The sequence below is a fragment of the Corynebacterium sp. MC3 genome (genome assembly GCF_900099485.1).
GTDB classification, from domain to species: domain Bacteria; phylum Actinomycetota; class Actinomycetes; order Mycobacteriales; family Mycobacteriaceae; genus Corynebacterium; species Corynebacterium pseudogenitalium.
Map to the genome: position 1 here is coordinate 12,856 of NZ_LT622810.1, position 24,573 is coordinate 37,428.

Here is a 24,573-nt window from a genome sequence, read left to right on the forward strand (position 1 = left end):
TTACAGCCCCACCAGCGGCGCAATCGCCTCAAACTTCGCAGGGCCGATCCCCTTGACCTGCATCAGATCTTCGACCTTCTGGAACGGGCCGTTCGCCTCCCTGTGCGCGACAATCGCCGCCGCGGTCGCCTCCCCTACACCAGGCAGCGTGACCAGCTGCGCGGCCGACGCCCCGTTGAGCGAAATCTGACCTTTCGCCTCCACAGCACCACCACCACCATCCCCACCTAGCACGGCAGGGCCTTCACCGATTGCGACGACGTGGAGTTGCTGGCCGTCGACAAGCACTTGAGCGAGGTTCAACTGCAGCAAGTCCGCGTGGTCGAGCGGCTGCGCAATATCCAGCGCATCCGCCACACGGGAACCCTGGTTCAGCGTCACCAGCCCAGGATTTGCCACCTCCCCCACCACCGCAACCACCACGCGCTCCGGCACATCGGTCGCAGTAGCAACGTTCTCCCAAACAGGCGCGTCCTCCTCCGCCACGTCCGGGCCGCGGACCTGCACCACCGCCCACAGCACCAGTAGGCTCATCACAACCCCCATCACCGCGGCCGCCGGCTTCACCGGAACGTGCACGCGAGGAGTCGGGTACTTCACCTGCAGCAGCGCCTCTTCACCAGTCGGGCGCGTAAGCTCTTGAATCCGTTCACTGACCTGCATAACCACAGGCTAAAACCGGTGTCCTCGCCCCAACAGACCAAGCAAACCCGCTGTGGACAACCCCCAAACCGCACACCCCGTGCAGGCTACTTCTCCACAGCCGCAGCCAACCCCCTTGACAGCGCCGCTACGTGCGTGAACCAAACACGACCGACAGCCCGATCGCGCCGGGCCCGGTGTGCGCCGCAAGCACGTCGACCATTGGCTCCACCAGCACCCGCGAGTGCCTCGGCAGGACCTCTTCGAGCATGCCCGCCAGCTGCTGCGCGGACTCTTCCGCGTCCGCATGCTGCACCGCAGCAAATACCGGCTGGGAATCCGCACGCTCCAAAACAAGCTCCGTGAGCTTGGAAAACGCCTTCGTCTGGGTGCGAGTCTTGCCGGCTAACTCGAGCTTGCCGTTGTGCATCCGCAGAATCGGCTTCGTTGCCAGCAACGCCGCCGACAACACCGCAGTCCCCGTGGAAATCCTGCCAGACTTGCGCAGCCAGTCCAGCTGGTGCAGGTAGCACCACGTCTCCGAGCGCTTCAACGTGGACGAGGCCATCGCTTCTACCTCGTCGAGGCTCGCGCCCTCACGCGCCACGGTGGCCGCCGCCATCGCTGCCGCCCCGACCGCCATGCCGACGGTGCTGGTCTCGAGCACACGCACGGTCCCCGGGAACACCCCCGATGCAGAGACCGCCGCGGACCAGGTGGAAGAAAAGTGCTTCGACAGGTGTAGGGCTACCACGCCATCGTCCCCAGAGCGCTCGATCTGGCGCCCGTACGCGGCGGCAAGCTCGATTGCGGACAGCCCGCTCGTCGACACCTCGTCATCCTCAGACTGTTCCATGACGTGCAGCTGGAGCACCGTAATGTCGAGCTCACTGGCAATATCAGCTGGCAAACCCGCCGAGGAATCAACAACAACCCGTACCGCCATTTAGACCGTCAACCCCTGGTTCCACGCCTCGAGGTACCACTGCACGCCAGTGTCCGGCTCGCCGTAGCGCGGCAACGCCTGCAGCTGCGCAAAGTTCGCGTTACGCAGGCTTTTCATCATCGGGTACTGCGAGATCTCCAGGTCCAGCAGGCTCGACGTCAGCGCCGCGATCGTACCCCCGTGGGCGACAAGCAGCACCGCCGCGTCATCCCACTCGTCGAAATGCTCCATCAACTCGTCAACAACCGGGCGCGCCCGTTGCGCGACGTCAATCCGGCTCTCGCCTTCCGGCGGCGCCCACGTTGGGGTATTGCGCCAGTGGGCGCGAACGCTGCCGTCGACACCATCGACCTCGGCGTGTGTCTTGCCCTGCCACTGCCCGAGGTGCGTCTCGCGCAGGCGCGCATCATAGGTCACCGGCAGCTCGAGGTGCTCCGCGACGATCTGCGCCGTGACTGCAGCCCTGCTCAGGTCCGAAGCCACAATCTTGGCGACGCCCATTTCTGCCAACACCGGCGCAATGTTTCGCGCCTGCTGCCTCCCCTCTTCCGACAACTCCGTGTCGAGTTGCCCCTGCATCCTCGACGTGGCGTTATACGTGGTTTGGCCATGTCGCAGCAAGATGAGTCGTCGCGCCATGGTGTTAGAACTCGTCCTCGTCCTCAGGGGCATCGCCCGCCAGCGGAAGGTCTTCAATCTGCTGTGCCGAACGCACACTCTCGCCGTCCGCGAACGCACCCGGGCGCTCGTAGGCTGGCAGGCCCTCCACGCTAATGGCCGGGCAGTCTGCGTACAGGCGGTCCAGGCCGTAGAAATCGCGCTCCGGGCTGCGCTGCACGTGCACCACGATGTTGCCGTAGTCCAGCAGCACCCAGCGGTTTTCGCGAACGCCCTCGCGGCGCTTCGGCTCGAAACCGGCGTCGGTCATGTCGTCCTCAATCTCCTGGACGATCGCGTTTACCTTGCGTTCGTTGTCCGCGGAGACAATCACAAAAATATCGGTAATGCCGATCACGTTCGACACATCGATGACGCCGATGTTCTCGCCGAGCTTCTCGTCGGCGGCCTTCGCGGCGATCGCGGCCTGATCAAGAGAGATCTGCAGAGCAGTCAAGTACTCAGTCCTTCGTCAGTAATGAAAAATAGCAGTAACGCGCCTATTGTCCCACGCTAAGGGCGCTGTTCGCCACTTGAACGATATAGGTCGTTTTTCGCAATGTACTGCACCACGCCATCTGGCACCAGGTACCACACCGGGCGGCCTTCTTTGGCGCGCTCGCGGCACCCCGTGGACGAGATCGCCATCGCAGGAATCTCAATCAAATGCACCTGCTCCTGCACGTCTTCGGGCAGGAAGGATTCGCTCAGTTCGTAGCCGGGGCGCGTCACGCCGACAAACTGCGCCAGGTCAAACATCAAGTCCCAGTCGCGCCACGACATTATCGACGCCAACGCATCCGCACCCGTGATAAAGAACAGTTCCGCCTGCGGCAACAGGGCGCGCAAATCCCGCAGCGTGTCCAGGGTGTAGGTCGGCCCCTCCCTGTCAATGTCTACCCGAGAGACCGAGAACCTCGGATTCGAGGCAGTCGCGATGACCGTCATGAGGTAGCGATCTTCAGAGTCGGTGATCTGCCGATCCGCTTTCTGCCAGGGCTGACCCGTCGGCACAAACACGACCTCGTCGAGGTCAAAACGGTCGGCGACCTCGCTCGCGGCCACGAGGTGGCCGTTGTGAATCGGGTCGAAAGTACCGCCCATGACGCCCACGCGTCGGGCGTCGCGCAATGACGCTGCTACGGCCTCTGCCACGTGCTTACCCGATCCAGACGTTCGCCTGCTCGAAAGCGAGCCAGAACGCTGTAAGCCCCACGCCAACAATTGAGCCAAGCACAATGAGCAGGATGCCCCACCACGGCAACTTCTCCTTGCCTTCTGCGGATGAATCTGGGCGCTGCTTCATCGATGACATCGAGCTGGCGTTGAGGTCTTCACACACCGGCTTGCCATGCTCGTCAAGCACTGGGATGCGCTGCCCGTTGGCGTCGACAAGTACGTTGCCCTTGCCATCCGTCCGGAACTGGCACTTCTGCGACTGGATGTATACCCCGCGTGAGGGCGTCGGCACCGCCACGCCTGCTTCAGTCTCCTGAGCCTGCGCAACCGACACCCCACTGGTCAACAGCGTCGCTGTTACAAGAGCGCTACACGCTGCCCGCTTCCACGAAACCATGACTGTGTCCTTGTCCTTCCTTCAACTCTTAGCGGTACCGAACCTGATCAACAAAGCGACCAAAAGAGTCTGCCACCTGGTCATCCCAACGGTTCCACCGCAGGAAGTACTGGCCGTGGGTACCGCCCGTCGGGGCAGCGGCCCGCAGGACCTGGACGGAAAGATCGCACACTGCGTCCAGCGGCAAGCAGTAGTTGACCTTGTTGCGGGTCGCACCCGCGGTGCGGGTGTTAAACGGCAGGAAGCCAAGCATGCCGCCTGCACCGCCGTTTGTCACGCCCACCGTGCCAGCATCACGCGCAGCAGTCATCGGGTTGCCAAAGTAGACAACGCCCGCCAGCTTGCCGCGGCGTGCCAGCTCACGCTCGTGCTCCAGCAGGATCATCGCGCCCTGTGAGTAACCGGACAGCACGTACTTCGGGTGGCACCCGCTCGCGCGTTCGTAGTCGTTCACCAGCGCCATCACGCCAGTACGACCAATGTTGACGGAGTCCATAAAGTCCGTGCCAGCCTGTCGCGCCATCGTAAACAACGGCACCGCGTACTGGATAGCCAAACCCAGCGCCTGCAGCAGCGTCGCGGGTGCTGCAACGGAAGGGATATCATAATCCGGGTAAATCGCTGGGTAGTAGCGCGGCTCCATACCGAGGACTTCCACGTCCTTCATCAGGGAGTTCCCGCCGTGAGTGGCACGGTAGCGCGACTCCGAATAGCGAAGGAAAGCGCGAATGGTCTCCCCCTCCCAACCATTCGAGGTCCACGGGGCTTCCCCGGCATAGCGTGTTCGGTAAATCTGGTTATTCTGACCGGAGCCGCGTGCAGCGATTACCGCAACCGAAGGGCACCGCTGCTGGGCGGTCGCTTCCTCCGTCGGCAGCACGGGGGTAACCACCGCAGCTGCTGCTGCGACGAACGCAACTGCAGTCACGGGTAGCCGACGACGGAAAAACGTACGCATTTTGCGGAACACTATGCACCTTCTCTATGGATGAGTCACACCTTGGACTCCGGGTGTGAAGAAACTGCGCATTAGTGTAGCCCGCCCACACCATTTTCCTAACTTCGAGTCTGCCCGCTGCCCTCCAGGATCCACTTCGTGCTTGTCAGTTCAGGCAGCGCCATTGGTCCACGTGCGTGCAGTTTCTGGGTAGAGATCCCGATCTCTGCACCCATGCCGTATTGCTCGCCATCCGTAAACGCGGTCGAGGCATTGAGCATGATGGCTGCCGAATCCACGTGGTCCGCGAAGTACTGCAGCACGCGTGCATCAGTGGCGACCACGGCTTCCGTGTGCCCCGAGGAGTAGCGTGCAATGTGCTTCGCGGCCCCCTCAACGCCGTCGACGACACCGACGGCAACGTCCATCGAAAGGTACTCCTCCGCCCAATCGTGCTCGTCGGCCTCGACTACGTCGCAAGCCCCAAACGCACCAAGTGCTGCCGGGTCCCCGTGGACGGTCACGTCGGCGTCCTGCAGTGCCTTTACGACGGCCAGCTTGTCCGCATCCGGCAACGCCGCGTCAAGCAGCACCGTTTCAGTCGCGTTGCACACCGACACCCGGCGCGTCTTGCCATTGACGACAATGTCGATCGCCTGCTGAATGTCCGCTGAAGCATCCACGTATACGTGGCAGTTGCCGGTGCCGGTCTCGATGGTTGGCACGGTTGCTTGGGTAACGACGGCGTCGATAAGCCGGGCGCTGCCGCGCGGAATGACCACATCGACGAGGCCGCGTGCCGTGATGAGCGCGGTGACGGAGTCGTGCGAGTCGCTCGGCAGCAGCTGGACCGCCTCGGTTGGCAGCCCCTCCTTCGCCAGCACGCCCTGCAGCACCGCGACCAGCGCCGCGTTCGAATGCGCCGCCGACTTCGAACCACGCAGCAGTGCCACGTTGCCTGACTTCAGCGCCAGGCCAAACGCATCGACCGTGACGTTCGGGCGGGCCTCGTAGACCATGCCCATCACGCCGAGCGGCACGCGAACCTGGCGCATCCGGATCCCGTTGTACATCGTGCCGCCGCGCACCACATCCCCAACTGGGTCGTGGAGGCTCGCGACCTGACGCAGTCCGTCCGCGATGCCCGCGATGCGTTGCTCATCCAGCGCGAGCCTGTCTACCAACGCTTCGTCCATGCCAGCCGCGCGGCCTTCCTCGATGTCGCGGGCGTTGGCCTGCAGAATCTCCGCAGTACGTGCTTCCAGCGCCTGCGCCGCGTGCTGCAGCACAGCGTTTTTGCGGACGGTCGGTAGCGTCGCGATCACCGGCGCCACCTGCTTCGCAGCCTTCGCCAACTGCAGTACCTGAGCTTCGATAGTCGTCATTAGTATCCTTCCTCCACATCAATCTGCGTCGGCAACGGGCGGTCCTCTTGCAGTGCCTCCCAGTTTCGGCGTGTCAGTTCACCCACGCGCGCTTGCATGTAGCGCGGGATGTTCGCGGTGTGCGGGGTAATCAGGCAGCGGTCCATCTGCCACAGCGGGTGATCCTCCGGCAGCGGCTCAGGGTCCGTCACGTCCAGGCCAGCGCCAGCAATCGTGCCATCCTGCAGGGCCTTGGTCAGCGCCTCCGTATCAATCAGTGGGCCACGGCCAACGTTGACCACCACCGCGTTCGGCTTCATCGCGCGCAGCACCTCCGCGTTGACGAGGTGGTGCGTCTGCTTCGTCAGTGGCGCGATGAGCACGAAGTAGTCCGCCTCCGACCACACATCCTGCGCCTCGGACATCGCCACGGTGCGTTTGGCCCCCGGCACCGGGTTGCCGGAGCGGTTCACCGCAATAATCTCCGGCCCGAACGGCTCGAGGAAGCGGATCAGCATCTTACCGATGCCACCCGCCCCAATCACCGCGACCTTCTTGTTGTCGAACAGGTAGTCCGTCTCCTCGTTGAGCTGCCTGTCGTTCCACTGCGGCGTCACCGCCTTGTGCCGGTGCAGCACCCCCAACAGCAGCGCCAGTGCCGCCTCGGCCACAGTGTCGTCGTATATCCCAGCGGCATTAGCCACCGGCACATCGACATCGAGCACCCCTGCCTCTACCAGCTTTTCGACGCCCGCATACGCCACCTGCACAAGCTTCACGCTCGGCGGTAATTCCTCTGGGAAATCTTCCGGATTCCCGCGAAACACCAACACGTCTGGAGACTCGTCGAGGTCCACAAACGTGTGGCCGTGATCTGTCAGGTCATCGACGACTGCGTCCCAAGGTTTCGGTAAGAATGCAAATTTCATGCACCCCAACCTAGCGTGTATTTACAGACGGGTGGCGAAATTTGATAAATAGTCGGCGTGCACGACGGGTTTGCGCTGCCCTTCCGGCAGCTCATCCGTGTGCTTGCCCAGCATGCCGGCAAGCTCCGCGGCATCATACGCAACCTCGCCGCGCCCGACGGCTTCCGAGTCAGGCCCCAGGATCTCCACGATGTCACCGGCGTGGAAGTCCCCCTCGATGTCGGTGATACCCACCGCGAGCAAGCTCGTGCCCCCACTGGTGACCGCCTGCACGGCGCCTTTGTCGAGGCGCAACACACCCTCTGCGTCCGCGGCGTAGAGCGCCCAGAACTTCCACGCCCTAAGCGTTGACTGCTCACGGGTGTGGAAGACGGTCCCGCAGCTTGCGTCCTGCAGCGCCTGCGAAATTTTGGTTGCGCTGGTCAGCAGCACGGGCACTCCGCCGCGGGCTGCGAGCCGCGCCGCCGACACCTTCGCCGCCATTCCCCCGGTCCCGAGCGCACCACCGTCACCGGCCACGACGCCTTCGAGGTCACCGCCGGTGCGGACCTCAGAGACAAAGCGCGCCTCGGGGTCGGCCGGGTTGCGGTCGTAGAGGCCGTCGACATCTGAAAGCAACACGAGGGCATCGGCTCCGATGAGCGTCGCCACAATCGCCGAGAGCCTGTCGTTATCGCCGAAGCGCATCTCGGAGGTCGCCACCGTGTCGTTCTCGTTCACGATCGGCACAGTGCCCAGCTGCCGCAGCCTGTCGATCGTGCGCTGGGCGTTCCGCGCGCGCTCCCGCACGCCGGCATCGGCCTGCGTCAGCAGCACCTGGCCCACCGTGCGGCCATGCCTGGCGAAGCGCGTGGCGCCGGGTCCCGACGGCCTTTTATCCACACCGGAGTGGGAATAAGGGCGCGTGCGCAGCCCCGGCGGGCTCATGCCCGCCGCGATCGCGCCGGAGGAGACCACCACGACGTCCGTGCCCGCATCCATGCGGTCCACTAGCGCATCCACGAGGCGGTCAATCTTGACCCTGCTCACCGAGGAATCCTCATTGACCAGTGAGGAAGTACCAAGCTTGACGACGACCCGCTTCGCACCAGCAATGTGGCTGCGAAGCTGTGCCTCCGAAGTTGTTGCTGCGTTCATAGCAGCTCAGTGTAGCGCTAACCCTGCCAACGTTCCCGGTCGGCTGTCTCCCCGTCGCCGAAATCGAACTCGTCGATAAGCCCGCGGCGCGCCTGGGACGCGCGCTTGCGCTCCGATGCGGACGCGCGCGTGGTGTCGTAGAGTCGGGCGTCCTGGCCACGTCCCGCCATGGTTGGGTCGCCCGCTCGCGATGGCTCCCAATCAAACGAGATCTCGCCGATGGTGACGGTGTCTCCCTCCTTCGCGCCGATCTTACGCAGTTGGTCTTCCACGCCGGCCTTGTTCAGGCGGTCCGAGAGGTAGCCGACCGCCTCGTCGTTTTCGAAGTCGGTCTGGCGAATCCAGCGCTCTGCTTTCTCGCCAGTGACCAGCCAGCCGCCCGGCCACATCGGGTCAGGAACAACTTCGATGCCGCCCTCCTGCGCGTGCCCACGGCGCCGTGGCGCAACCGCCTTCGGTCGCAGCACCTCCGTAGGAGTTGCCTTCTCGGCTTTCACGCGTCGCTTCCTGGCACGCTCCACGATCTTCCACAGCGCCCACTTCAGCGGGTCAAGGCCCTCGCGGGTCGCGGTGGAGATCATGTATACATCCCAGCCGAACTTTTCCTTGATGTCGTCTTCCAAGAACTCGGCGAGCTCCCGGGCCTCCGGCACGTCCATCTTGTTCAGCACGACGATGCGAGGGCGCTCACGCAGGTCACCGAGGCCAGAGTCCAGGTCAAGCTGGTCGGCGTAGGAGTCAAGCTCGTGCTCGAGCGCTTCAATGTCAGAGATCGGATCGCGCCCCGGCTCCATCGTGGCTACGTCCACAATGTGCGCGAGCACCGCGGTGCGCTCGATGTGGCGCAGGAAGTCCAGACCCAGGCCCTTACCCTGGCTCGCGCCAGGGATCAGGCCGGGCACGTCCGCGATAGTGTACGTATCATCGCCGACGTTGACCACGCCAAGGTTCGGAGCGAGCGTCGTAAAGGGGTAATCCGCGATCTTCGGCTTCGCGGCCGAGAGCACCGAAATCAGCGAGGACTTCCCCGCCGACGGGAACCCCACCAGCCCCACATCCGCCATGGACTTCAGCTCGAGGATCAAATCGTGCGCTTCGCCAGGCTCACCCTTGAGTGCGAAGCCCGGGGCCTTTCGCTTCGCAGTGGCAAGAGCCGCGTTGCCCAACCCACCGAAGCCGCCTTCAGCCGCAAGGAAACGGGTGCCCGGCACCGTCAAGTCGGCGAGGATTTCGCCATCCTCACTACGCACAACGGTTCCGACTGGGACCTCCAAGATAAGGTCCTCTCCGCGGGCGCCGTTTCGGTGATCGCCCTCCCCATTGCCGCCGCGCTTCGCCTTGACGTGCGGGCGGTACTGGAAGTCCAACAGCGTGTGCACCTGGTTGGACACCTCCAGCACAATGTCACCACCGTGGCCGCCGTTGCCGCCATCCGGGCCACCGAGGGGTTTGAATTTTTCGCGGTGGACAGAGACACAGCCATGTCCGCCGTCACCGGCCTGGAGGTGCAGCACCGCGCGGTCAACAAATTGGGCCATTAGTTCCGCCTTCCTTGCAAAAGAGTTCTAGTAGTGGAGGGTACCGGGTTGTGGGAAAGAAAAACACCGCGCACCCGGTCGGGGTGTGCGGTGTTTCAAGTATTGCTACGGGCTACGCAGTTTCCTGTGCGACGCCAGCTGCCTCTGCAGCCTCGAGCACCTCTGCCGAAACGCCCTCGCCGTCCGCTGGGACGATGTTGACGATGCGACGGTTGCGCTTAATGCCGAACTGGACTGCGCCCGCTGCAAGTGCGAACAGCGTGTCGTCGCCACCGCGGCCGACGTTGTCGCCTGGGTGGAACTTGGTGCCGCGCTGACGAACGATGATCTCGCCAGCCTTTACCTGCTGACCACCGAAACGCTTCACACCGAGGCGCTTCGACTCTGAGTCACGACCGTTCGTGGAGCTGGATGCACCCTTCTTGTGTGCCATGTCTGAATCTCCTTAGATGGAAGTCTTACTTGATACCAGTGATCTTGATGGTTGTCTGTGGCTGGCGGTGGCCCTGGCGGACCTTGTAGCCAGTCTTGTTCTTGTACTTCAGAATGTCGACCTTCTTGCCTTTGCCGTGCTCGACAATCTCAGCCTCAACAGAAACCTTGGACAAAGCATCAGGGCCTGCGGTGACATCCGCGCCATCGACGAGCAGAACCGGGGTGAGGGCAACCTTGTCGCCCGCTTCACCCTCGATCTTCTCGACCTTGACGAGGTCGCCTTCGGCAACCTTGTACTGCTTGCCGCCAGTCTTGACGATCGCGTACATAGAGGGTTACCCCTTATCTAAACTCGTTGTGTCTCCCCGCATGCATAGAAGACAGTTGGTACAGTTCTCTAGCGCTTTGTGGCCTTTCGTGTTCCACCGTGCCTGCATGCGTAAACGGCGCGGCTTCACAGCCCAAAACAGCGACTGTCAAATACTACACAGAAGCGGGTGCGATTATCAAACCGCACCCCTCTGTCCCTCTATTTGGAAGAGGTTCGGCGTGTCGCGCGTCGCCGTCTGCGCCGCGCACTCGCCTTCGACTCCTGTTTCTTCGTCGCAGGCTTGGTTGCCTTCTGCTTCGTTTCCTTCGCCTTCGGCTGCTCTTGCTGCTGCGGCTGGGACGTCTTACGCACTGCGCGCCGACGCCCGCGCCGGCGAGGAGACTCCGTCACCTTCACCTTCGGCTGCTCTTGCGCTTCCTCGCGTGGAGCTTTCTTCGCAGGCTCCTGCACGTGCTCCTGGCGTTCGAAATCTTCGCGCTTTGGCTTGTGGTCCGAACGGGAGTTACCGCGGGTCGCTCGCTTCCGGCGCGGGGAGCGCTCGAAGGCGTCGACGGCCTCCTCGTACGTCTGCTCGGACTTGCCTTTCTCTTGAGCCTGCTCCTGCGGCTTGTCCTGCGGCTTGTCCTGTTCCTGCGCGCGCCCACGCCCGCGGCCCGTGCCTCGACGCCCACGACGGCGCGAACCAGACTCGCGCTTGGAGGATTCACCTACTGTAGGCGGCTTCGGCTCGTCGTTGTCCTCGTGTGCTTCATTATCTTCGGAAACAACCGAGCCGACCAGCTCGTCGATAGCCTTTTCGTCCAGCTTGCTGCGGCGCTTCTCCTCCGCCTTCTTGTTGGAACGCTCGCCATTCGACTTCCCGCGACGCTTGCCGCGGCCACCGCGGTGCTGCAGGTCGTCCTCCTCCGGGTTGTACGTCGCGTGCTCAACAGGCTCCTCGGTGATGATCACACCGCGGCCACCACAGCACTCGCACGGCTTGGAGTAGGTCTCAAGCAGGCCGTCGCCGAGCTTCTTGCGGGTCAGCTGTACCAGGCCGAGCGAGGTGACCTCGGAGACCTGGTGGCGGGAGCGGTCGCGGCCCAGCGTTTCCTTCAGGCGACGCAGCACCAGCTCCTTGTTTTCATCCAGGATCATGTCAATGAAGTCGATGACCACCATGCCGCCGATGTCGCGCAGGCGCAGCTGGCGGACGACTTCCTCCGCGGCCTCCAAGTTGTTCGCGGTGACCGTCTCCTCGAGGTTGCCGCCGGAGCCGGTGAATTTGCCGGTGTTGACGTCAATCACCGTCATGGCCTCGGTGCGCTCAATAACGAGCGTGCCGCCCGACGGCAGCCACACCACGCGGGCAAGCGCCTTCTGGACCTGCTCGTCGATGCGGTGCTCCGCAAAGGCGTCGGCACCGTCGTGTTCGGAGCGGTCAAACTTGGTTATGCGGCCCAACAAGTCAGGCGCGACGGACTGCAGGTAAGCGTGCGCAATGTTGTAGGACTTCTTGCCGTCGATGATCAACTCAGAGAAGTCCTCGTTAAAGACGTCGCGGACGACGCGGACGATCAGGCGCGGCTCTTCGTAGAGCAGCACCGGGCGCGAGCCCTTCCCGTTCTTCGCGGCTTCTGCCTTTTCCTGCACCATTTCCCACTGTTTGTGCAGGCGCTGGACGTCCTCAGCAATCGCTTCCTTCGACATGCCCTCGGCAGCCGTACGAATAATCGCCCCACCCTTGCCAGGCACAACCTCGTTGAGGATGCCCTTGAGGCGCTTGCGTTCGGTGACGGGCAGCTTGCGGGAGATCCCAGCGTTACGGCCACCCGGCACGTACACGAGGAAACGTCCGGCCAGCGAAATGTGCGTTGTCAGGCGAGCACCCTTGTGCCCGTTAATATCCTTCGAGACCTGCACCATCACCTGGTCGCCGGACTTCAGTGCGTGCTCAATCCTGCGCTTCTTTCCGCCAAGCTTCGCAGCCTTCCAGTCAACCTCGCTGGCGTAGAGCACCGCGTTGCGCCCGGTTCCGATGTCGATGAACGCCGCTTCCATGCCCGGCAGCACGTTCTGGACACGGCCCATGTAAATATTGCCGATGATCGACGCGTTATCGTCCGTGGACACAAAGTGCTCCGCAAGCAGCCCGTCTTCCAGGACCGCTACCTGCGTGATGCGGCCTGGGCCGTCGTTGCGGTCGCGCTCGCGCACCACCATCGTGCGGTGCACCGACTCGCGCCGCGCAAGGAATTCCGCCTCAGAAACAATACGGGAGCGCTGGCGCTCCGCTTCTCGACGCTCACTCCGCCGACGACGCTGCGCCTCCAGACGGGCGGAACCGCTGATCCCCTTCGGCTCGTCAATAACCTCGACCTTAGGTTCTTCCTCTTTGGGCTCCTCAACTTCACCCTTCGGTGCGGCATCCTCATCCGCTTCCTTCGGTTCGGAGGTGCGCACTGCCCGGCGGCGCTTTGGACGCGTCGGCGCCTTGAAGATCGGCGCGTATTCGACCGTTGCTTCCTCTTCAGGTTCGGGCTCCGGCTCTGGTTCAGGCTCTGGTGTTGGTTCCTGCTCTGGCTCGTCGGCGACCTCGAAGGTGGCATCCACCTTCTCCTCGATCTGGTGGATTTCGTTTTCTACGTCCTTGCGCACCCGCTCGCGGATCTTTTCGTCGCTGCTATCCTTCGACTTCTTCGCCTCAGCCTTGTCCGCGGGCTGCTGCAGCGCATCGATGACCTTCTCGGCTTCCTCCCGAGTAATCGAGGACTGCGCAACCTTTGTAATCCCCAGCTCGGTCAGCGCGACGACAACGTCCTTCGATGCCACCCCCAACGCCTTCGCGAGCTGGAACACCCGCATTTTGTCTTTCAGGGTTGATCGATCAAAGTCCTGAATTTCGGTATGAGATTTTTTCGCCACGTACGTGCTCCTATATTTTTGCATCTGCAAGCTGCGTCAACCGGGCGCGAAGCCGTTGCCGCTGCCACACGGCTGACACACGTTCCTACAGAAAGTTGTAAAAAGCTTGCCTCCATTGTGACACACGACGCCGACTGCGCCTATTCCAACGCCACCACTCAAAGCGTGCGATTAGAAGCGTGCGATGCAGGTCGCGTCTTTTGACCTACCCTGATCTGTTTCCAACGACCAGCATCGCACTCTTTTAATACCTCCACACGAGCAATATGCTCAAAGCTGAAACCGCCGCCAACACAACAAAACCGCCCACCCTGCCATGTACAGCAGGATGGGCGGTTGAAGCGTGGTTCTTACTTATTCGGGAACCAGATTGCGATCTCGCGCTCGGCGGACTCTGGGGAGTCGGAACCGTGGACGACGTTCTCGCCAACGGTCAGGGCGAAGTCGCCGCGGATGGTGCCAGGGGTTGCCTTGGCAACCGGGTCGGTGCCGCCGGCGAGCTGGCGCCAAGCCTCGATAGCGCGCTCGCCCTCTACGATGCCCGCTACCAGCGGAGCAGAGGTGATGAAGTCAACGAGTTCACCGAAGAACGGCTTGTCCTTGTGCTCTGCGTAGTGCTTCTCAGCGGTCTCGCGGTCTGCGGTGCGCAGGTCCATCTCGACCAGCTTGAGGCCCTTACGCTCAATGCGGGAGATGATCTCTCCGACGTGGCCGTTTGCAACGCCGTCTGGCTTAATCAAAATCAGTGTACGTTCAGTCATGTCTCCCTACCCTACTAAACAACAACCACCGGGTGCGAACATCTTGATGTGGGGGTGATTAAAGTTTGCTCCATGACATATGAGAGTCCCCTGCCGCCAATTCCGGACGTCGGCACGCGAGCGCGCTCCATCACCGATCTGCTCTTCGGCAACCTCGGCGAGCATGCGTCGGCGCCGGCGCTCACGGAAGTCGAGACGGGGCGCAGCGTGACCTATGCGCAGCTTCACCAGGAGGTGCTGGCGCTCGCCGCCACGTTGCGCCACCGCGGCATCGGTCCCGGGGATTGCGTCGCGGTGCAGCTGCCCAACGGCATCGATTTCGCAGTCACTTTCCTCGCGTTGGTGCAGGTGGGGGCGTCGGCAAGCTTGTTGGGGACGAGTCTCACTGCTGCCGAACGTGACCACCTCTGCGCGCTCGCCGAGGCCAAAGTTCTTCTCGACGCCCCCATCGCCCCCACCGAACCTGCCGAGCACAGGGCCTCCCCAGCCGGGCCGGAAGATATCGCCGCGGTTGCCTTTTCCTCCGGTACCACCGGTTTGCCGAAGGCCGTCGAGCTGACGCACCGCAACCTGTGCGCGAACATGCTGCAGTTTTCGGCCGCGCTGCGCGCAAGCGGCATCGGCGCGGGCACCTCGACACTGGCGCCGCTGCCGTTCGCCCACATCTACGGGCTGAACACGCTGCTGCTGTCGTCGCTCTACGCGCGCCACCATATTCACACGATGGCAGGCTTCGACCTGGGAGCGTTTATTGAGGCGCAGCGAAGCCACCATATTGAGCTGGGCTTTATTGCCCCGCCGATCGCGCTCGCACTCTCACGACACTCTGAGGCGACCGCGGAGGCGTTCGCGGACTCCCGGTTCATGGTGTGCGGCGCCGCCCCGCTGGACGATGCGTTGGCGGACAGCGTTGAGCAGCGGCTCGGCACGGTGATCCTGCAGGGCTACGGCACCACGGAGACGTCCCCGGTGACCCACGTGGGCATCGCTGGGAGGTCGAAGCCGGGCTCGATTGGGTTCGCGGTGCCGAACACGCAGTTCCGCATCGTCGACCTTCGCGACGGCCACGACGTCACCCCCGGCGAACCCGGTGAGATGCTCATCCGGGGCCCGCAGGTGATGCGGGGCTACCGCAACGACCCTGAGGCAACTCGGGCGACGATCAGTGGTGGGTGGCTGCACACGGGGGATATCGTCACGCTGGCTGAGGACGGCACCGTCTACATCGTCGACCGGGCGAAAGAAGTGATTAAGTACAAGGGCTTCCACGTCGCCCCCACTGAGCTCGAGGCGCTGCTACGCACCCACCCCGCGGTTGCCGACGCCGCCGTCGTCCGCCATATCGTGCGCACTCACGGGGTCGACTGCGAAGTCCCGCGCGCCTGCATCGTCGTCGCCGACGGCGCTACGCTGAGCCGCGAGGAAATCATGGAGTGGGTCGCCGAGCGGGTGGCCGGATACAAAAAGATCCGTGAAGTCACCTTCACGGATCACATCCCCCGCAACGCGGCGGGGAAAATTCTGCGGCGCGAACTCTAGTCGGCGTCCAGGTGCTGCGTGGTCAGGTAGCCGCCACGCATGCGCTGCACAATGTCGGAGCGCAGCTTCACGATGAAGAACCACACCAGGCCGAACATCAGGCCAACCACCGTGACCGACCAGTGCACGAAGAACCCAAAGATGAGCGGCACCTGCAGGGCCAAGTTAATCCACATCGCGCCCGGCACCTTCTGCGCGAACGCCATCACCGCGTGGGCGACGCCGATGACCACGATGTACACCCAGTTGAACGTGGTCCAGTAGGCGCCACCGTCGACTTTAAGAATCACGAGCAGGATGAGCAGCACGGTGATCGATTCCATGATCAGCGTGCCGGAGAGCACCCCGCGCAGTCCTGCGATTGGGTCCTTGACCGGCTCGTGCCCGAGCCCGAGCGGGCTGATCGGCGGTTGGCGTTTTTCTCTGCTCACTCTGGGTCCTTTCCAAACATGGTGCGGGCCTCCCCCGCGGTCACGACGGAGCCGGTGATGATCACACCGGAGCCGGACTGCACGCCGACTTCTGCAAGGGCGTCCTCGGCAAGCTCAACGGCCAGCTCGTAGGCGGACGGCAGGTGCGGCTGCACGTGCACGCGCTCATCGCCGAAGATGGAGCGGGCGATCTCGGCAAGGTCTTCGGCCTCCATCGCGCGTGGCGAGGAGTTCTGCGTAATCACGACTTCCGTGAGCGCCGGTTCTAGCGCCTGGAAAATGCCAGCGGCGTCCTTGTCACCGAGGATGCCCAGCACGCCGATGAGTCGGGTGAAGTCGAAGTCGTGCTGCAGTGCCTCCGCGAGGGCGGTTGCGCCGTGCGGGTTGTGGGTGGCGTCGATAAACGTGGTGGGTGTAGCGCGCACTCGCTCGAGCCTGCCCGGAGAGCGGACCGCCGCAAAGCCTTCCCGCACTGCCTCGATGTTGAGCGGGTGCTCGGCGTGCGCACCGTGGAATGCCTCGACCGCCGCGAGCGCGACGGCCGCGTTGCGGGCCTGGTGTGGGCCGGACAGCGGCAGGAAGATGTCGTCGTAGCTGCCGGCGAGCCCGCGCAGCCGTAGCTGCTGGCCTCCGACGGCCACCCCGGCTTCCTCAACGCCGAACTCGGAGCCGAGGCGCGCCACCGCGCTACCGACCTGGACGGTCTGCTCCAGCACCACACGCATGGCCTCCGGCTGCTGATCTGCGATGACCGTGACGGAGTCCGGATTCGTGATGATGCCGGCCTTCTCGCCCGCGATCTGCTCAATCGTGTCGCCGAGGTACTGCGTGTGGTCGATGCCGATCGGCATGATCACGTTGACGTCCGCGTCGATCACGTTGGTTGCGTCCCAGCGGCCACCCATGCCGACTTCCACCACGGCGATGTCCACCGGGGCGTCGGCAAACGCGGCGTAGGCGATGCACACCATGGCTTCGAAGAAGCTCAGCGGCTGGCCGAAGTGGTCGTCAGCCATCGCAAGGTACGGCTGAATCTCTTCGTAAATGCGCACAAAGTCCGCGGGGTGGACTGGTTGGCCGTCGATCCCGATGCGTTCGGTGATCAACTGCAGGTGCGGGCTCGTCGTGCGCCCCACCCGGTGCCCGAGGCTGCGCAGCAGCGACTCGATCATCCGGGTTGTCGACGTCTTCCCGTTCGTCCCCGCGACGTGAATCGCTTTGAACGAACGCTGCGGGGACCCCAGCAGGTCCATGACGTACTCGACGCGCTCGAGCGTCGGGTCGATCTGCGTCTCACCCCAGCGCTCCTCGAGCTGCTGCTGCACTTCGCGCAGCGCTACAAGGTCTTCAGGCGTGACCTCGCGCGCGACGACGTCTTCCGTCTCCTCCGCCTGCGGCGCGCCCAGGTTCAGGCGCAGCCCGGACTCCTCGACGGAGATATCGAACTGCTCGGGTAGCTCCGGAAGCTCCGGCAGGTCAGCATTGTCGGCCATCTACGCCTCCGGCAGCTGCGCCAGGCGCGCCGTCACACGTGCGAACTCTTCCTTCGCAACCTGCTGGCGCACCTTGATCTTCTCAACGACCTGCTCCGGCGCGTTCGCCAGGAACTGCTCATTGCCGAGCTGACGGCCAGTGGTATCGAGCTCCTTCTCCGCCGCCGCGAGTTCCTTCTCCAGGCGCTTGCGCTCGGCCGCAACGTCGACGGTGCCGGAGGTGTCCAGCGCCACGTCGAGCGTCGCCTGGCTCAGGCGCATCTCAATGCTTGCCGACGCCGCAAAGCCCTCAGCAGGCGTCTCCACCCGCGCGATATCGCGGATAACGTTTTCCAGCCCAGCCAGGTCCGCCTTGGCAAAGTCAAGCTTCGCCGGCACCTTCTGGTTCGGCTTCACACCCTGGTCAGCGCGGAAACGACGCAGCTCGGTAATCAGCTTGATCGCATCCTGGATCCTGCGGCGCGCCACATCATCCGTTTCGACGCCACCATTGGTGTCCTCCGCAGTCGGCCAAGGCGCCTGTGTCACCGAAGGCTGCTGCGTCAACGCGGTCCACAGGACCTCGGTGATGAACGGCATCGTCGGGTGCAGCAGGCGCAGCACCACGTCGAGCACGCGGCCGAGCACGATCTGCGTGTTACGGCCCTGCGCGGTCTCGCCCTCGCGCGGGATCTGGGTCTTTGCGATCTCCAGGTACCAGTCACACAGCTCATCCCACGCGAAGTGGTAGAGATCCTCGTTCGCCTTCGCGAACTGGTAGTCGTCCAAGTAGGCGTCGACCTTCGCGCGGACTTCTTCCGCGCGGTCCAGGATCCAGCGGTCGGCGTCCGTCAGCTCCTCGCGGGCCGGCAGCGGACCAACCGCTGCGCCGTTCATCAGAGCGAAGCGGGTCGCGTTGTACAGCTTGGTGGCGAAGTTACGCGCGGACGTGGCGTTGTCCTCACCGATCGGCAAGTCCACGCCCGGGTTCGCGCCGCGCGCAAGGGCGAAGCGCAGCGCGTCAGCGCCGTAGCGCTCGACCCAATCCATCGGGTCGATGCCGTTGCCCAGGGACTTCGACATCTTGCGGCCCTTCTCGTCGCGCACCAGGCCGTGCAGGTACAGGTCCGTGAACGGGATGATCGGGCGGCCGTCAACCCCCTCGCCGAGGATCTCAGGGGTGTTCTTTCCAGCAAAGGTGCCGAACATCATCATGCGGGCAACCCAGAAGAACAAAATGTCATACGCGGTGACCAACACGGACGTCGGGTAGAACTTCTCCAGATCCGGCGTCTTCTCAGGCCAGCCGAGCGTCGAGAACGGCCACAGCGCAGAGGAGAACCAGGTATCCAGCACGTCCGGGTCCTGGGTGTAGCCAGCCGGCGGCTCCTCGTCAGGGCCGACGCAGACCACTTCGTCGTTCGGGCCGTACCAGATAGGGATGCGGTGGCCCCACCACAGCTGTCGCGAAATCGTCCAGTCGTGCATGTTGTCCACCCAGTCGAAGTAGCGCTTCTCCATCGACGCCGGGTGAATCTTCGTATCGCCGTTGCGGATCGCGTCGCCGGACATTTTCGCCAGTTCTTCAACCTTGACGAACCACTGCAAGCTCAGACGCGGCTCAATCGGTTCGCCGGAGCGCTCCGAGTGGCCCACCGAGTGCACGTACGGGCGCACTTCCTTGACGATGCGCCCCTGCTCCGCCAGCGCCTCGCGCACCGCGACGCGCGCCTCTTCGCGGCTCATACCGTCGAACTTGGTGCCGGTATCGGCGATGTGGCCGGTCTCGTCCATGATGATCGGCATGTCCAAGTTGTGGCGCAGGCCCATCTCGTAATCGTTCGGGTCGTGCGCAGGCGTGATCTTCACCGCGCCGGTGCCCAGTTCCATATCGACGTAATCGTCGGCGATCACCTGAATCTTCAGGTCATCGCGGAACGGGTGGTCGAACTCCTGGCCAACCAGGTCCGTATAGCGCTCGTCGTCCGGGTGGACGGCAATGGCGACGTCGCCAAGCATGGTCTCAACACGGGTCGTGGCAACGACCAGGTGCGGCTCGTCGTCGTTGAGCGAGCCGTAACGGATGGAGACGAACTCGCCCTCAACATCCTTATAAACGACCTCGATGTCGGACACCGCGGTCTCCAACACCGGCGACCAGTTCACCAGGCGGTAGTCGCGGTAGATCATTCCGGCGTCATACAGCTGCTTAAAGATGGTCTGCACTGCGCGCGAGAGGCCGTCGTCAAGCGTGAAGCGCTCGCGCGACCAATCCACGGAGTCACCAATCGCCCGCATCTGCGTGGTAATCGTGCCACCGTACTGGTGCTTCCACTCCCACACCTTGTCCACGAACTCTTCGCGGCCGTAGTCGTAGCGGTCCTTGCCTTCCTCAGCTTTCAGCTTCGCCTCGACCTTTGTCTGCGTAGCGATGCCCGCGTGGTCCATACCCGGCAGCCACAACACCTCGTAGCCCTGCATGCGCTTGCGGCGCACCATAACATCAATAAGCGTGTGGTCCAGGGCGTGGCCCATGTGCAGCTGGCCCGTCACATTCGGCGGGGGCAGCACCACAGAATAAGCAGGCTTGTCCGAGGAAGCGTCGGCGGTGAAGTATCCTTTCTCCACCCAGCCCTCGTACAAAGCCTGCTCGTGTTCGCCGGGCTCCCAAGACTTCGGGAGCGCATCGGCTCGGTTCTTGCCTACCAAATGTTCAGTCGCGTCAGTCACGGTTGACTATCTTAGCCATCAACTTCCAGTAGGCGCGACCGGTTAGAAAAGCTTGGAGGCAATCTCCCACTCGCCGCGCATCGCTTCGACGTTCTTGTCGATGCGCTCGCGCTGGAAGTCGCTGATCTCCAGCCCCTCGACGACCTCCCACTTGCCATCGCGGCCAATCACCGGGAAGCCGAAAAGCAGCCCCTCCTCGACACCGTACTGGCCGGAGGAAGGCAGCGCTGCCGTCGTCCACTTGCCGTCGGTGCCGTTGACCCAGTCACGCATGTGGTCAACCGCCGCAGACGCAGCCGAGGCCGCCGAGGACTTACCGCGAACCTCGATGATCTCGCCGCCACGCTTGGCAACGCGCGGGATGAACTCGTCGACGTACCAGTCGCGGTCCAGCTTGTCGGCGATCTTCTCGCCGCCGACCTCAGCGAAGGTCACATCCGGGAACTGAGTATCCGAGTGGTTGCCCCACACCACCATCTTTTCAATTGTCGACGACGGCACCTCCAGCTTCTGGCCCAGCATGGATAGTGCGCGATTCTGGTCCAGTCGCATCAAGGCGTTGAAGCGCTCGGCAGGGACATCCGCCGCGGCCTTCGCAGCGATACGCGCGTTGGTGTTCGCCGGGTTGCCCACGACGAGCACCCGGATATCGTCCGCAGCGCCAGCGTTGATGGCCTTGCCCTGCTCGACGAAGATCTTGCCGTTCGCGGTGAGCATATCCGCGCGGGACTCGCCCTTACCGCGTGGCTTCGCGCCAACCAGGAATGCGGCGTTTGCGCCCTCGAATGCCTTGAGCTGGTCATCGGAAACGTTGATGCCAGTCACGAGTGGGAAGGCAGAGTCGTGCAGCTCCATCGCGGTGCCCTCCGCCGCGCGGACAGCTGCCGGGATCTCGAGCAGTGTCAGCTCGACCGGCTGATCCGCACCGAAGACGTCGCCGGAGGCAATACGCCACAGCAGGGAGTACGCAATGTTGCCTGCTGCGCCGGTGACAACGACTTTAACGGGAGTGGAAGAATGGTGTGTCATAGAAAAACCTCGGGTGAATAGTGTGCGGTATCTGACATTCAAAGTATAGGTAGTACAACCGACGCACTACCCCCGAAATCGTGCATACCCTCCCCCCTTTAGGCCTAAAAGGCATAGTAAGGCAGACAAATTCCCGTTTTGCACGGTGCAAATTCTCAAATGGGGGCATCATAGAGAAAAGTAGATGTCACCAATGAGCCAACATTCACGCATGCGTAGTAATTCAGGAGCGGATACAACGATGGATTTCCCCACCGACCCCACCTCGGCGAGTATCAAAGCACCTGAACCAGATATCAACGCAGAAATCGACAGTGTTGTTGACATCGCCCTCGACATGTTCGCCCGCGGTGGCTTCTCCCAAACAAAGCTGGGTGCCATCGCGAAGGAAACCGGCATGTCGAAAAGGATGATCCATTACCACTTCAGCGACAAAAAGGGCCTCTACGCAAAAACGATCAGGCGCGCGCTCGACCGCCTGGCTCCACCCGAAGAGATCCTGCAGCGCTCCTACGCAGTCCCGGTTGACGGCATGCGCCGCTTCGTAGACAGCATGTTCCACTCCTTCCAGGAAAACCCCGAGGCAGTTCAGCTGCTCATTCGTGAGCGGCTCGAGCCGGTCCTCGAGGACGCCTCAGCGGACATTGTGCACGGCCGCAGCGAGATCACGCTGCACGTCGAGCGCCTCCTGCTCGTGGGCCAGGACGCCGGCGCCTTCCGGCCGGGGATCTCCGCCGATGACGTACTCGCGCTGCTCACGGCGCTGAGCACGCTGCGGGTATCGGGCAACGCGGCGTCGATAATTACGAGCCACCTCGACCTCGACGAGCCGCGAAACGTCGAAGGGATGCGGCGCATGGTTATTGATACCGTGCTGGCGTTTTTGACATCCAACATCGCGCCTTCGGGCTACGAAAGCTACCTCGAGGCCACTCCCCTGCCGGACAGCGAAGGCACCGGCGCCAGCGACGACCTCTACGACATCTACTAGCTGCGACTCGGCAGCCTTACGCCGAGCGCTGCCCTTCCGCTTCCACGAACTGCGGCTCTGCAGCGCCCCGCACCACGTCGCCGTTGATGACGACTTCGCTGACGTTCTCGCGGTCGGGCAGGTCGTACATGATGGGCACGAGCACTTCCTCCATGATGGCGCGCAGGCCACGGGCGCCAGTGTTGCGCTCGGCAGCGCGGTCCGCGATCTCCTCGAGGGCGTCCTCGGTGAGCGTGAGCTGGGCGCCGTCCATCGAAAAGAGGCGGCTGTACTGCTTCACCAGTGAGTTCTTAGGCTCGGTGAGTACGCGCACCATGGCGTCGCGGTCGAGGTTCTCCACGTTCGCAATGATCGGCAGGCGCCCAATGAACTCAGGGATGAGGCCGAACTTCACCAGGTCACCCGGCTGCACCTGCGCCAGCATGTTGGCTTCGTCGCGCTCCTGCTTCGAGTCAATCTCCGCCCCGAAGCCAATGCCCTTCTTGCCCACGCGCTCCGCAATCACCTTGTCCAAGCCCGCGAACGCACCGGCGACGATGAACAGGATGTTCGTCGTATCAATCTGGATGAACTCCTGGTTCGGGTGCTTGCGCCCGCCCTGCGGCGGCACGGACGCGACCGTGCCCTCCAGGATTTTCAGCAGTGCCTGCTGCACGCCTTCGCCGGACACGTCGCGGGTAATCGAGGGATTCTCGGACTTGCGGGAGATCTTGTCTACCTCGTCGACGTAGATGATGCCGTGCTGCGCCCGGTTAACGTCGAAGTCCGCGGCCTGCAGCAACTTCAGCAAGATGTTTTCGACGTCCTCTCCGACGTACCCCGCCTCGGTGAGACTGGTGGCGTCGGCAATTGCGAATGGCACGTTGAGCATCCTGGCAAGCGACTGCGCGAGGTACGTCTTGCCGGAGCCCGTCGGCCCCAGCAGCAAAATATTCGACTTCGCGATTTCCACTTCCTCATCACGCTTGCGGTTCGTTACATTCTCCGACTCCGCCCGGATGCGTTTGTAGTGGTTGTACACCGCCACCGCGAGCGTGCGCTTCGCCGAGTCCTGCCCGATGACGTACTGGTCCAAAAACTTGGTGATCTCACTTGGCTTCGGCAGCCGATCCGCAGCCTCATCCTGCTCAGCCTGCGCCCCGCCGAGTTCTTCCTCGATGATTTCGTTGCACAGCTCGATGCACTCATCACAAATGTAGACTCCGCCACCGGCAATAAGCTTGCGAACCTGCTTCTGCGTCTTGCCGCAAAAGGAGCACTTCAACAGGTTTGAGGTGTTTTGGGATGTTGCCATAGATGCGTTGGACTCCAGCTTCTTCGTCTCGCCTAAGGGTTGACCTTAGAGCTTAGCGGGTACGTCAAACTCACACACTCTCGCACGTTGTCGCGCATCGTGGCGATCAAGGGCACAATGGAGCGCATGACGCATATACATACTGTGGAATACGGCAATAAAGACAACACCAGCACCGTGGTGCTCCTCTCCTCCATCGCGACGACGCACGAATCCTGGTCGAAGCAGATTCCTGAACTGGCGAAGCACCACCGTGTCATCGCGGTCGATCATCGCGGGCACGGCGGCTCCGACGTCGCCCAGGTGGCTCCCAGCTCCGCAACCGTGAAGCTGCTTGCGCAGGATATCTTGAGCGCACTCAACCGCGAGGGGGTCGACCGCTTCAGCGTTGTCGGCCTCTCCCTCGGCGGCGCCATTGCGCAGTATCTTGCGGCGTACAGCGGGCGCGTGGAGAAGGCTGTCTTCGCTTGCACCGCGACTTACCTCGGTGGCAATGAGCAGTGGGACGAGCGCACGCGCATCGCACGGGAGGAAGGCATGGGCCCCATCGCCGACATGCTCATTCCTAACTGGTTCACCCCAGCATTTATCGACGCCCACCCAGGGGAAGTCGAGCGCATCCACGACATGGTCAGCGCCATCGACCCCGAGGGTTACGCCCAAAACGGCGATGCCTTGGCAAAGTGGGACTTCGCTTCCCACCTGGATCAGATCACCTGCCCAGTGCTGACCATCGCGGCCACCGGCGACGCCGGTACCGGCCCGGACAAACTGGCCGAAATCGCCGACGGCGTCGCAGGCCCCGTGGAGTCTGTGGTCATTGAGCCGGGCTCGCACCAGGTGCCCATCGAGAACCCTGCTCCGTTCAATGAAGCGCTGCTGAAGTTTTTGGGCTAAGATTTGTCGGCTACGCTAGACGCAGAAGTCTGT

The 24,573-nt window shown here is 63.0% G+C and carries 23 protein-coding genes; 3 read left to right on the plus strand and 20 right to left on the minus strand.

Features of this window, described 5'->3' with window-relative positions:
• From BQ4436_RS01045 to ndk, 15 genes are all read right to left on the minus strand, one after another.
• A complete protein-coding gene (locus tag BQ4436_RS01045) occupies positions 1–663 on the minus strand; it encodes a ComEA family DNA-binding protein (protein ID WP_070975214.1) in 663 nt (220 codons plus the stop codon).
• Between the two features lie 127 nt (positions 664–790).
• Entirely contained in the window at positions 791–1,588 is a 798-nt protein-coding gene (locus BQ4436_RS01050) for a DegV family protein (RefSeq protein WP_070975215.1), read from the minus strand.
• Positions 1,589–2,227, minus strand: a complete 639-nt coding sequence (locus tag BQ4436_RS01055; RefSeq protein WP_083329373.1) for a histidine phosphatase family protein — start codon at positions 2,225–2,227, stop codon at positions 1,589–1,591. It lies immediately after the preceding gene.
• 4 nt (positions 2,228–2,231) lie between these two features.
• Positions 2,232–2,702: a ribosome silencing factor gene (gene rsfS, locus BQ4436_RS01060; protein ID WP_070478390.1), complete on the minus strand. Its 471-nt coding sequence runs from the start codon at positions 2,700–2,702 to the stop codon at positions 2,232–2,234.
• A 56-nt stretch (positions 2,703–2,758) separates the two neighbouring features.
• The gene (nadD, locus tag BQ4436_RS01065; protein WP_369822018.1) at positions 2,759–3,400 is read right to left on the minus strand and encodes a nicotinate-nucleotide adenylyltransferase; all 642 of its coding nucleotides are present in this window, start codon (positions 3,398–3,400) and stop codon (positions 2,759–2,761) included.
• A gap of 4 nt (positions 3,401–3,404) precedes the next feature.
• On the minus strand, positions 3,405–3,821 hold the full coding sequence (locus BQ4436_RS01070) for a hypothetical protein (protein WP_070975217.1): 417 nt from the start codon (positions 3,819–3,821) through the stop codon (positions 3,405–3,407).
• A gap of 28 nt (positions 3,822–3,849) precedes the next feature.
• The gene (locus BQ4436_RS01075) at positions 3,850–4,779 is read right to left on the minus strand and encodes a cutinase family protein (protein ID WP_070975218.1); all 930 of its coding nucleotides are present in this window, start codon (positions 4,777–4,779) and stop codon (positions 3,850–3,852) included.
• A 98-nt stretch (positions 4,780–4,877) separates the two neighbouring features.
• Complete coding sequence (locus BQ4436_RS01080; RefSeq protein ID WP_070975219.1) at positions 4,878–6,143, minus strand: glutamate-5-semialdehyde dehydrogenase; 1,266 nt, start codon at positions 6,141–6,143, stop codon at positions 4,878–4,880.
• Positions 6,143–7,051, minus strand: a complete 909-nt coding sequence (locus tag BQ4436_RS01085) for a D-isomer specific 2-hydroxyacid dehydrogenase family protein (protein WP_070975220.1) — start codon at positions 7,049–7,051, stop codon at positions 6,143–6,145. The genes BQ4436_RS01080 and BQ4436_RS01085 overlap by 1 nt, the downstream gene beginning before the upstream one ends.
• Positions 7,052–7,072: 21 nt before the next feature.
• Positions 7,073–8,188, minus strand: a complete 1,116-nt coding sequence (gene proB, locus BQ4436_RS01090; protein WP_070975221.1) for a glutamate 5-kinase — start codon at positions 8,186–8,188, stop codon at positions 7,073–7,075.
• 17 nt (positions 8,189–8,205) lie between these two features.
• The gene (gene obgE, locus BQ4436_RS01095; protein WP_070975222.1) at positions 8,206–9,726 is read right to left on the minus strand and encodes a GTPase ObgE; all 1,521 of its coding nucleotides are present in this window, start codon (positions 9,724–9,726) and stop codon (positions 8,206–8,208) included.
• A 112-nt stretch (positions 9,727–9,838) separates the two neighbouring features.
• Positions 9,839–10,159 (minus strand): 50S ribosomal protein L27, encoded by a 321-nt coding sequence (gene rpmA / locus BQ4436_RS01100; RefSeq protein WP_070975223.1) that lies wholly within the window; start codon positions 10,157–10,159, stop codon positions 9,839–9,841.
• A gap of 25 nt (positions 10,160–10,184) precedes the next feature.
• A complete protein-coding gene (rplU, locus tag BQ4436_RS01105; RefSeq protein WP_070362040.1) occupies positions 10,185–10,490 on the minus strand; it encodes a 50S ribosomal protein L21 in 306 nt (101 codons plus the stop codon).
• A 200-nt stretch (positions 10,491–10,690) separates the two neighbouring features.
• Positions 10,691–13,336, minus strand: coding sequence for a translation initiation factor IF-2 N-terminal domain-containing protein (locus BQ4436_RS01110; RefSeq protein ID WP_369822019.1), 2,646 nt, complete (start codon positions 13,334–13,336; stop codon positions 10,691–10,693).
• A gap of 410 nt (positions 13,337–13,746) precedes the next feature.
• Positions 13,747–14,157: a nucleoside-diphosphate kinase gene (gene ndk / locus BQ4436_RS01115; protein ID WP_070478404.1), complete on the minus strand. Its 411-nt coding sequence runs from the start codon at positions 14,155–14,157 to the stop codon at positions 13,747–13,749.
• A 72-nt stretch (positions 14,158–14,229) separates the two neighbouring features.
• Between ndk and BQ4436_RS01120 the strand changes: the two genes are divergently transcribed.
• On the plus strand, positions 14,230–15,696 hold the full coding sequence (locus BQ4436_RS01120) for an AMP-binding protein (RefSeq protein WP_070975225.1): 1,467 nt from the start codon (positions 14,230–14,232) through the stop codon (positions 15,694–15,696).
• Here BQ4436_RS01120 and BQ4436_RS01125 read toward each other — a convergent pair.
• From BQ4436_RS01125 to BQ4436_RS01140, 4 genes are read right to left on the minus strand one after another with little or no spacing between them, the layout of a single operon-like run.
• A complete protein-coding gene (locus BQ4436_RS01125) occupies positions 15,693–16,127 on the minus strand; it encodes a DUF4233 domain-containing protein (protein WP_070975226.1) in 435 nt (144 codons plus the stop codon). The genes BQ4436_RS01120 and BQ4436_RS01125 overlap by 4 nt on opposite strands.
• Positions 16,124–17,620, minus strand: coding sequence for a bifunctional tetrahydrofolate synthase/dihydrofolate synthase (locus BQ4436_RS01130; RefSeq protein WP_070975227.1), 1,497 nt, complete (start codon positions 17,618–17,620; stop codon positions 16,124–16,126). The genes BQ4436_RS01125 and BQ4436_RS01130 overlap by 4 nt, the downstream gene beginning before the upstream one ends.
• Positions 17,621–20,329, minus strand: a complete 2,709-nt coding sequence (locus BQ4436_RS01135; RefSeq protein ID WP_070975228.1) for a valine--tRNA ligase — start codon at positions 20,327–20,329, stop codon at positions 17,621–17,623.
• A gap of 42 nt (positions 20,330–20,371) precedes the next feature.
• Complete coding sequence (locus BQ4436_RS01140) at positions 20,372–21,358, minus strand: malate dehydrogenase (protein WP_070975229.1); 987 nt, start codon at positions 21,356–21,358, stop codon at positions 20,372–20,374.
• A 193-nt stretch (positions 21,359–21,551) separates the two neighbouring features.
• Here BQ4436_RS01140 and BQ4436_RS01145 point away from each other — a divergent pair, with 193 nt between their 5' ends.
• Positions 21,552–22,349 (plus strand): TetR/AcrR family transcriptional regulator, encoded by a 798-nt coding sequence (locus BQ4436_RS01145; protein WP_083290888.1) that lies wholly within the window; start codon positions 21,552–21,554, stop codon positions 22,347–22,349.
• Positions 22,350–22,365: 16 nt separating this feature from the next.
• On the opposite strand, the gene clpX is transcribed toward BQ4436_RS01145, so the two are convergent.
• A complete protein-coding gene (gene clpX / locus BQ4436_RS01150) occupies positions 22,366–23,643 on the minus strand; it encodes an ATP-dependent Clp protease ATP-binding subunit ClpX (protein WP_070362031.1) in 1,278 nt (425 codons plus the stop codon).
• A 126-nt stretch (positions 23,644–23,769) separates the two neighbouring features.
• On the opposite strand from clpX, the gene BQ4436_RS01155 reads away from it, so the two are divergent.
• The gene (locus tag BQ4436_RS01155) at positions 23,770–24,540 is read left to right on the plus strand and encodes an alpha/beta fold hydrolase (protein ID WP_070363448.1); all 771 of its coding nucleotides are present in this window, start codon (positions 23,770–23,772) and stop codon (positions 24,538–24,540) included.
• The last annotated feature ends 33 nt before the right edge of the window (positions 24,541–24,573 follow it).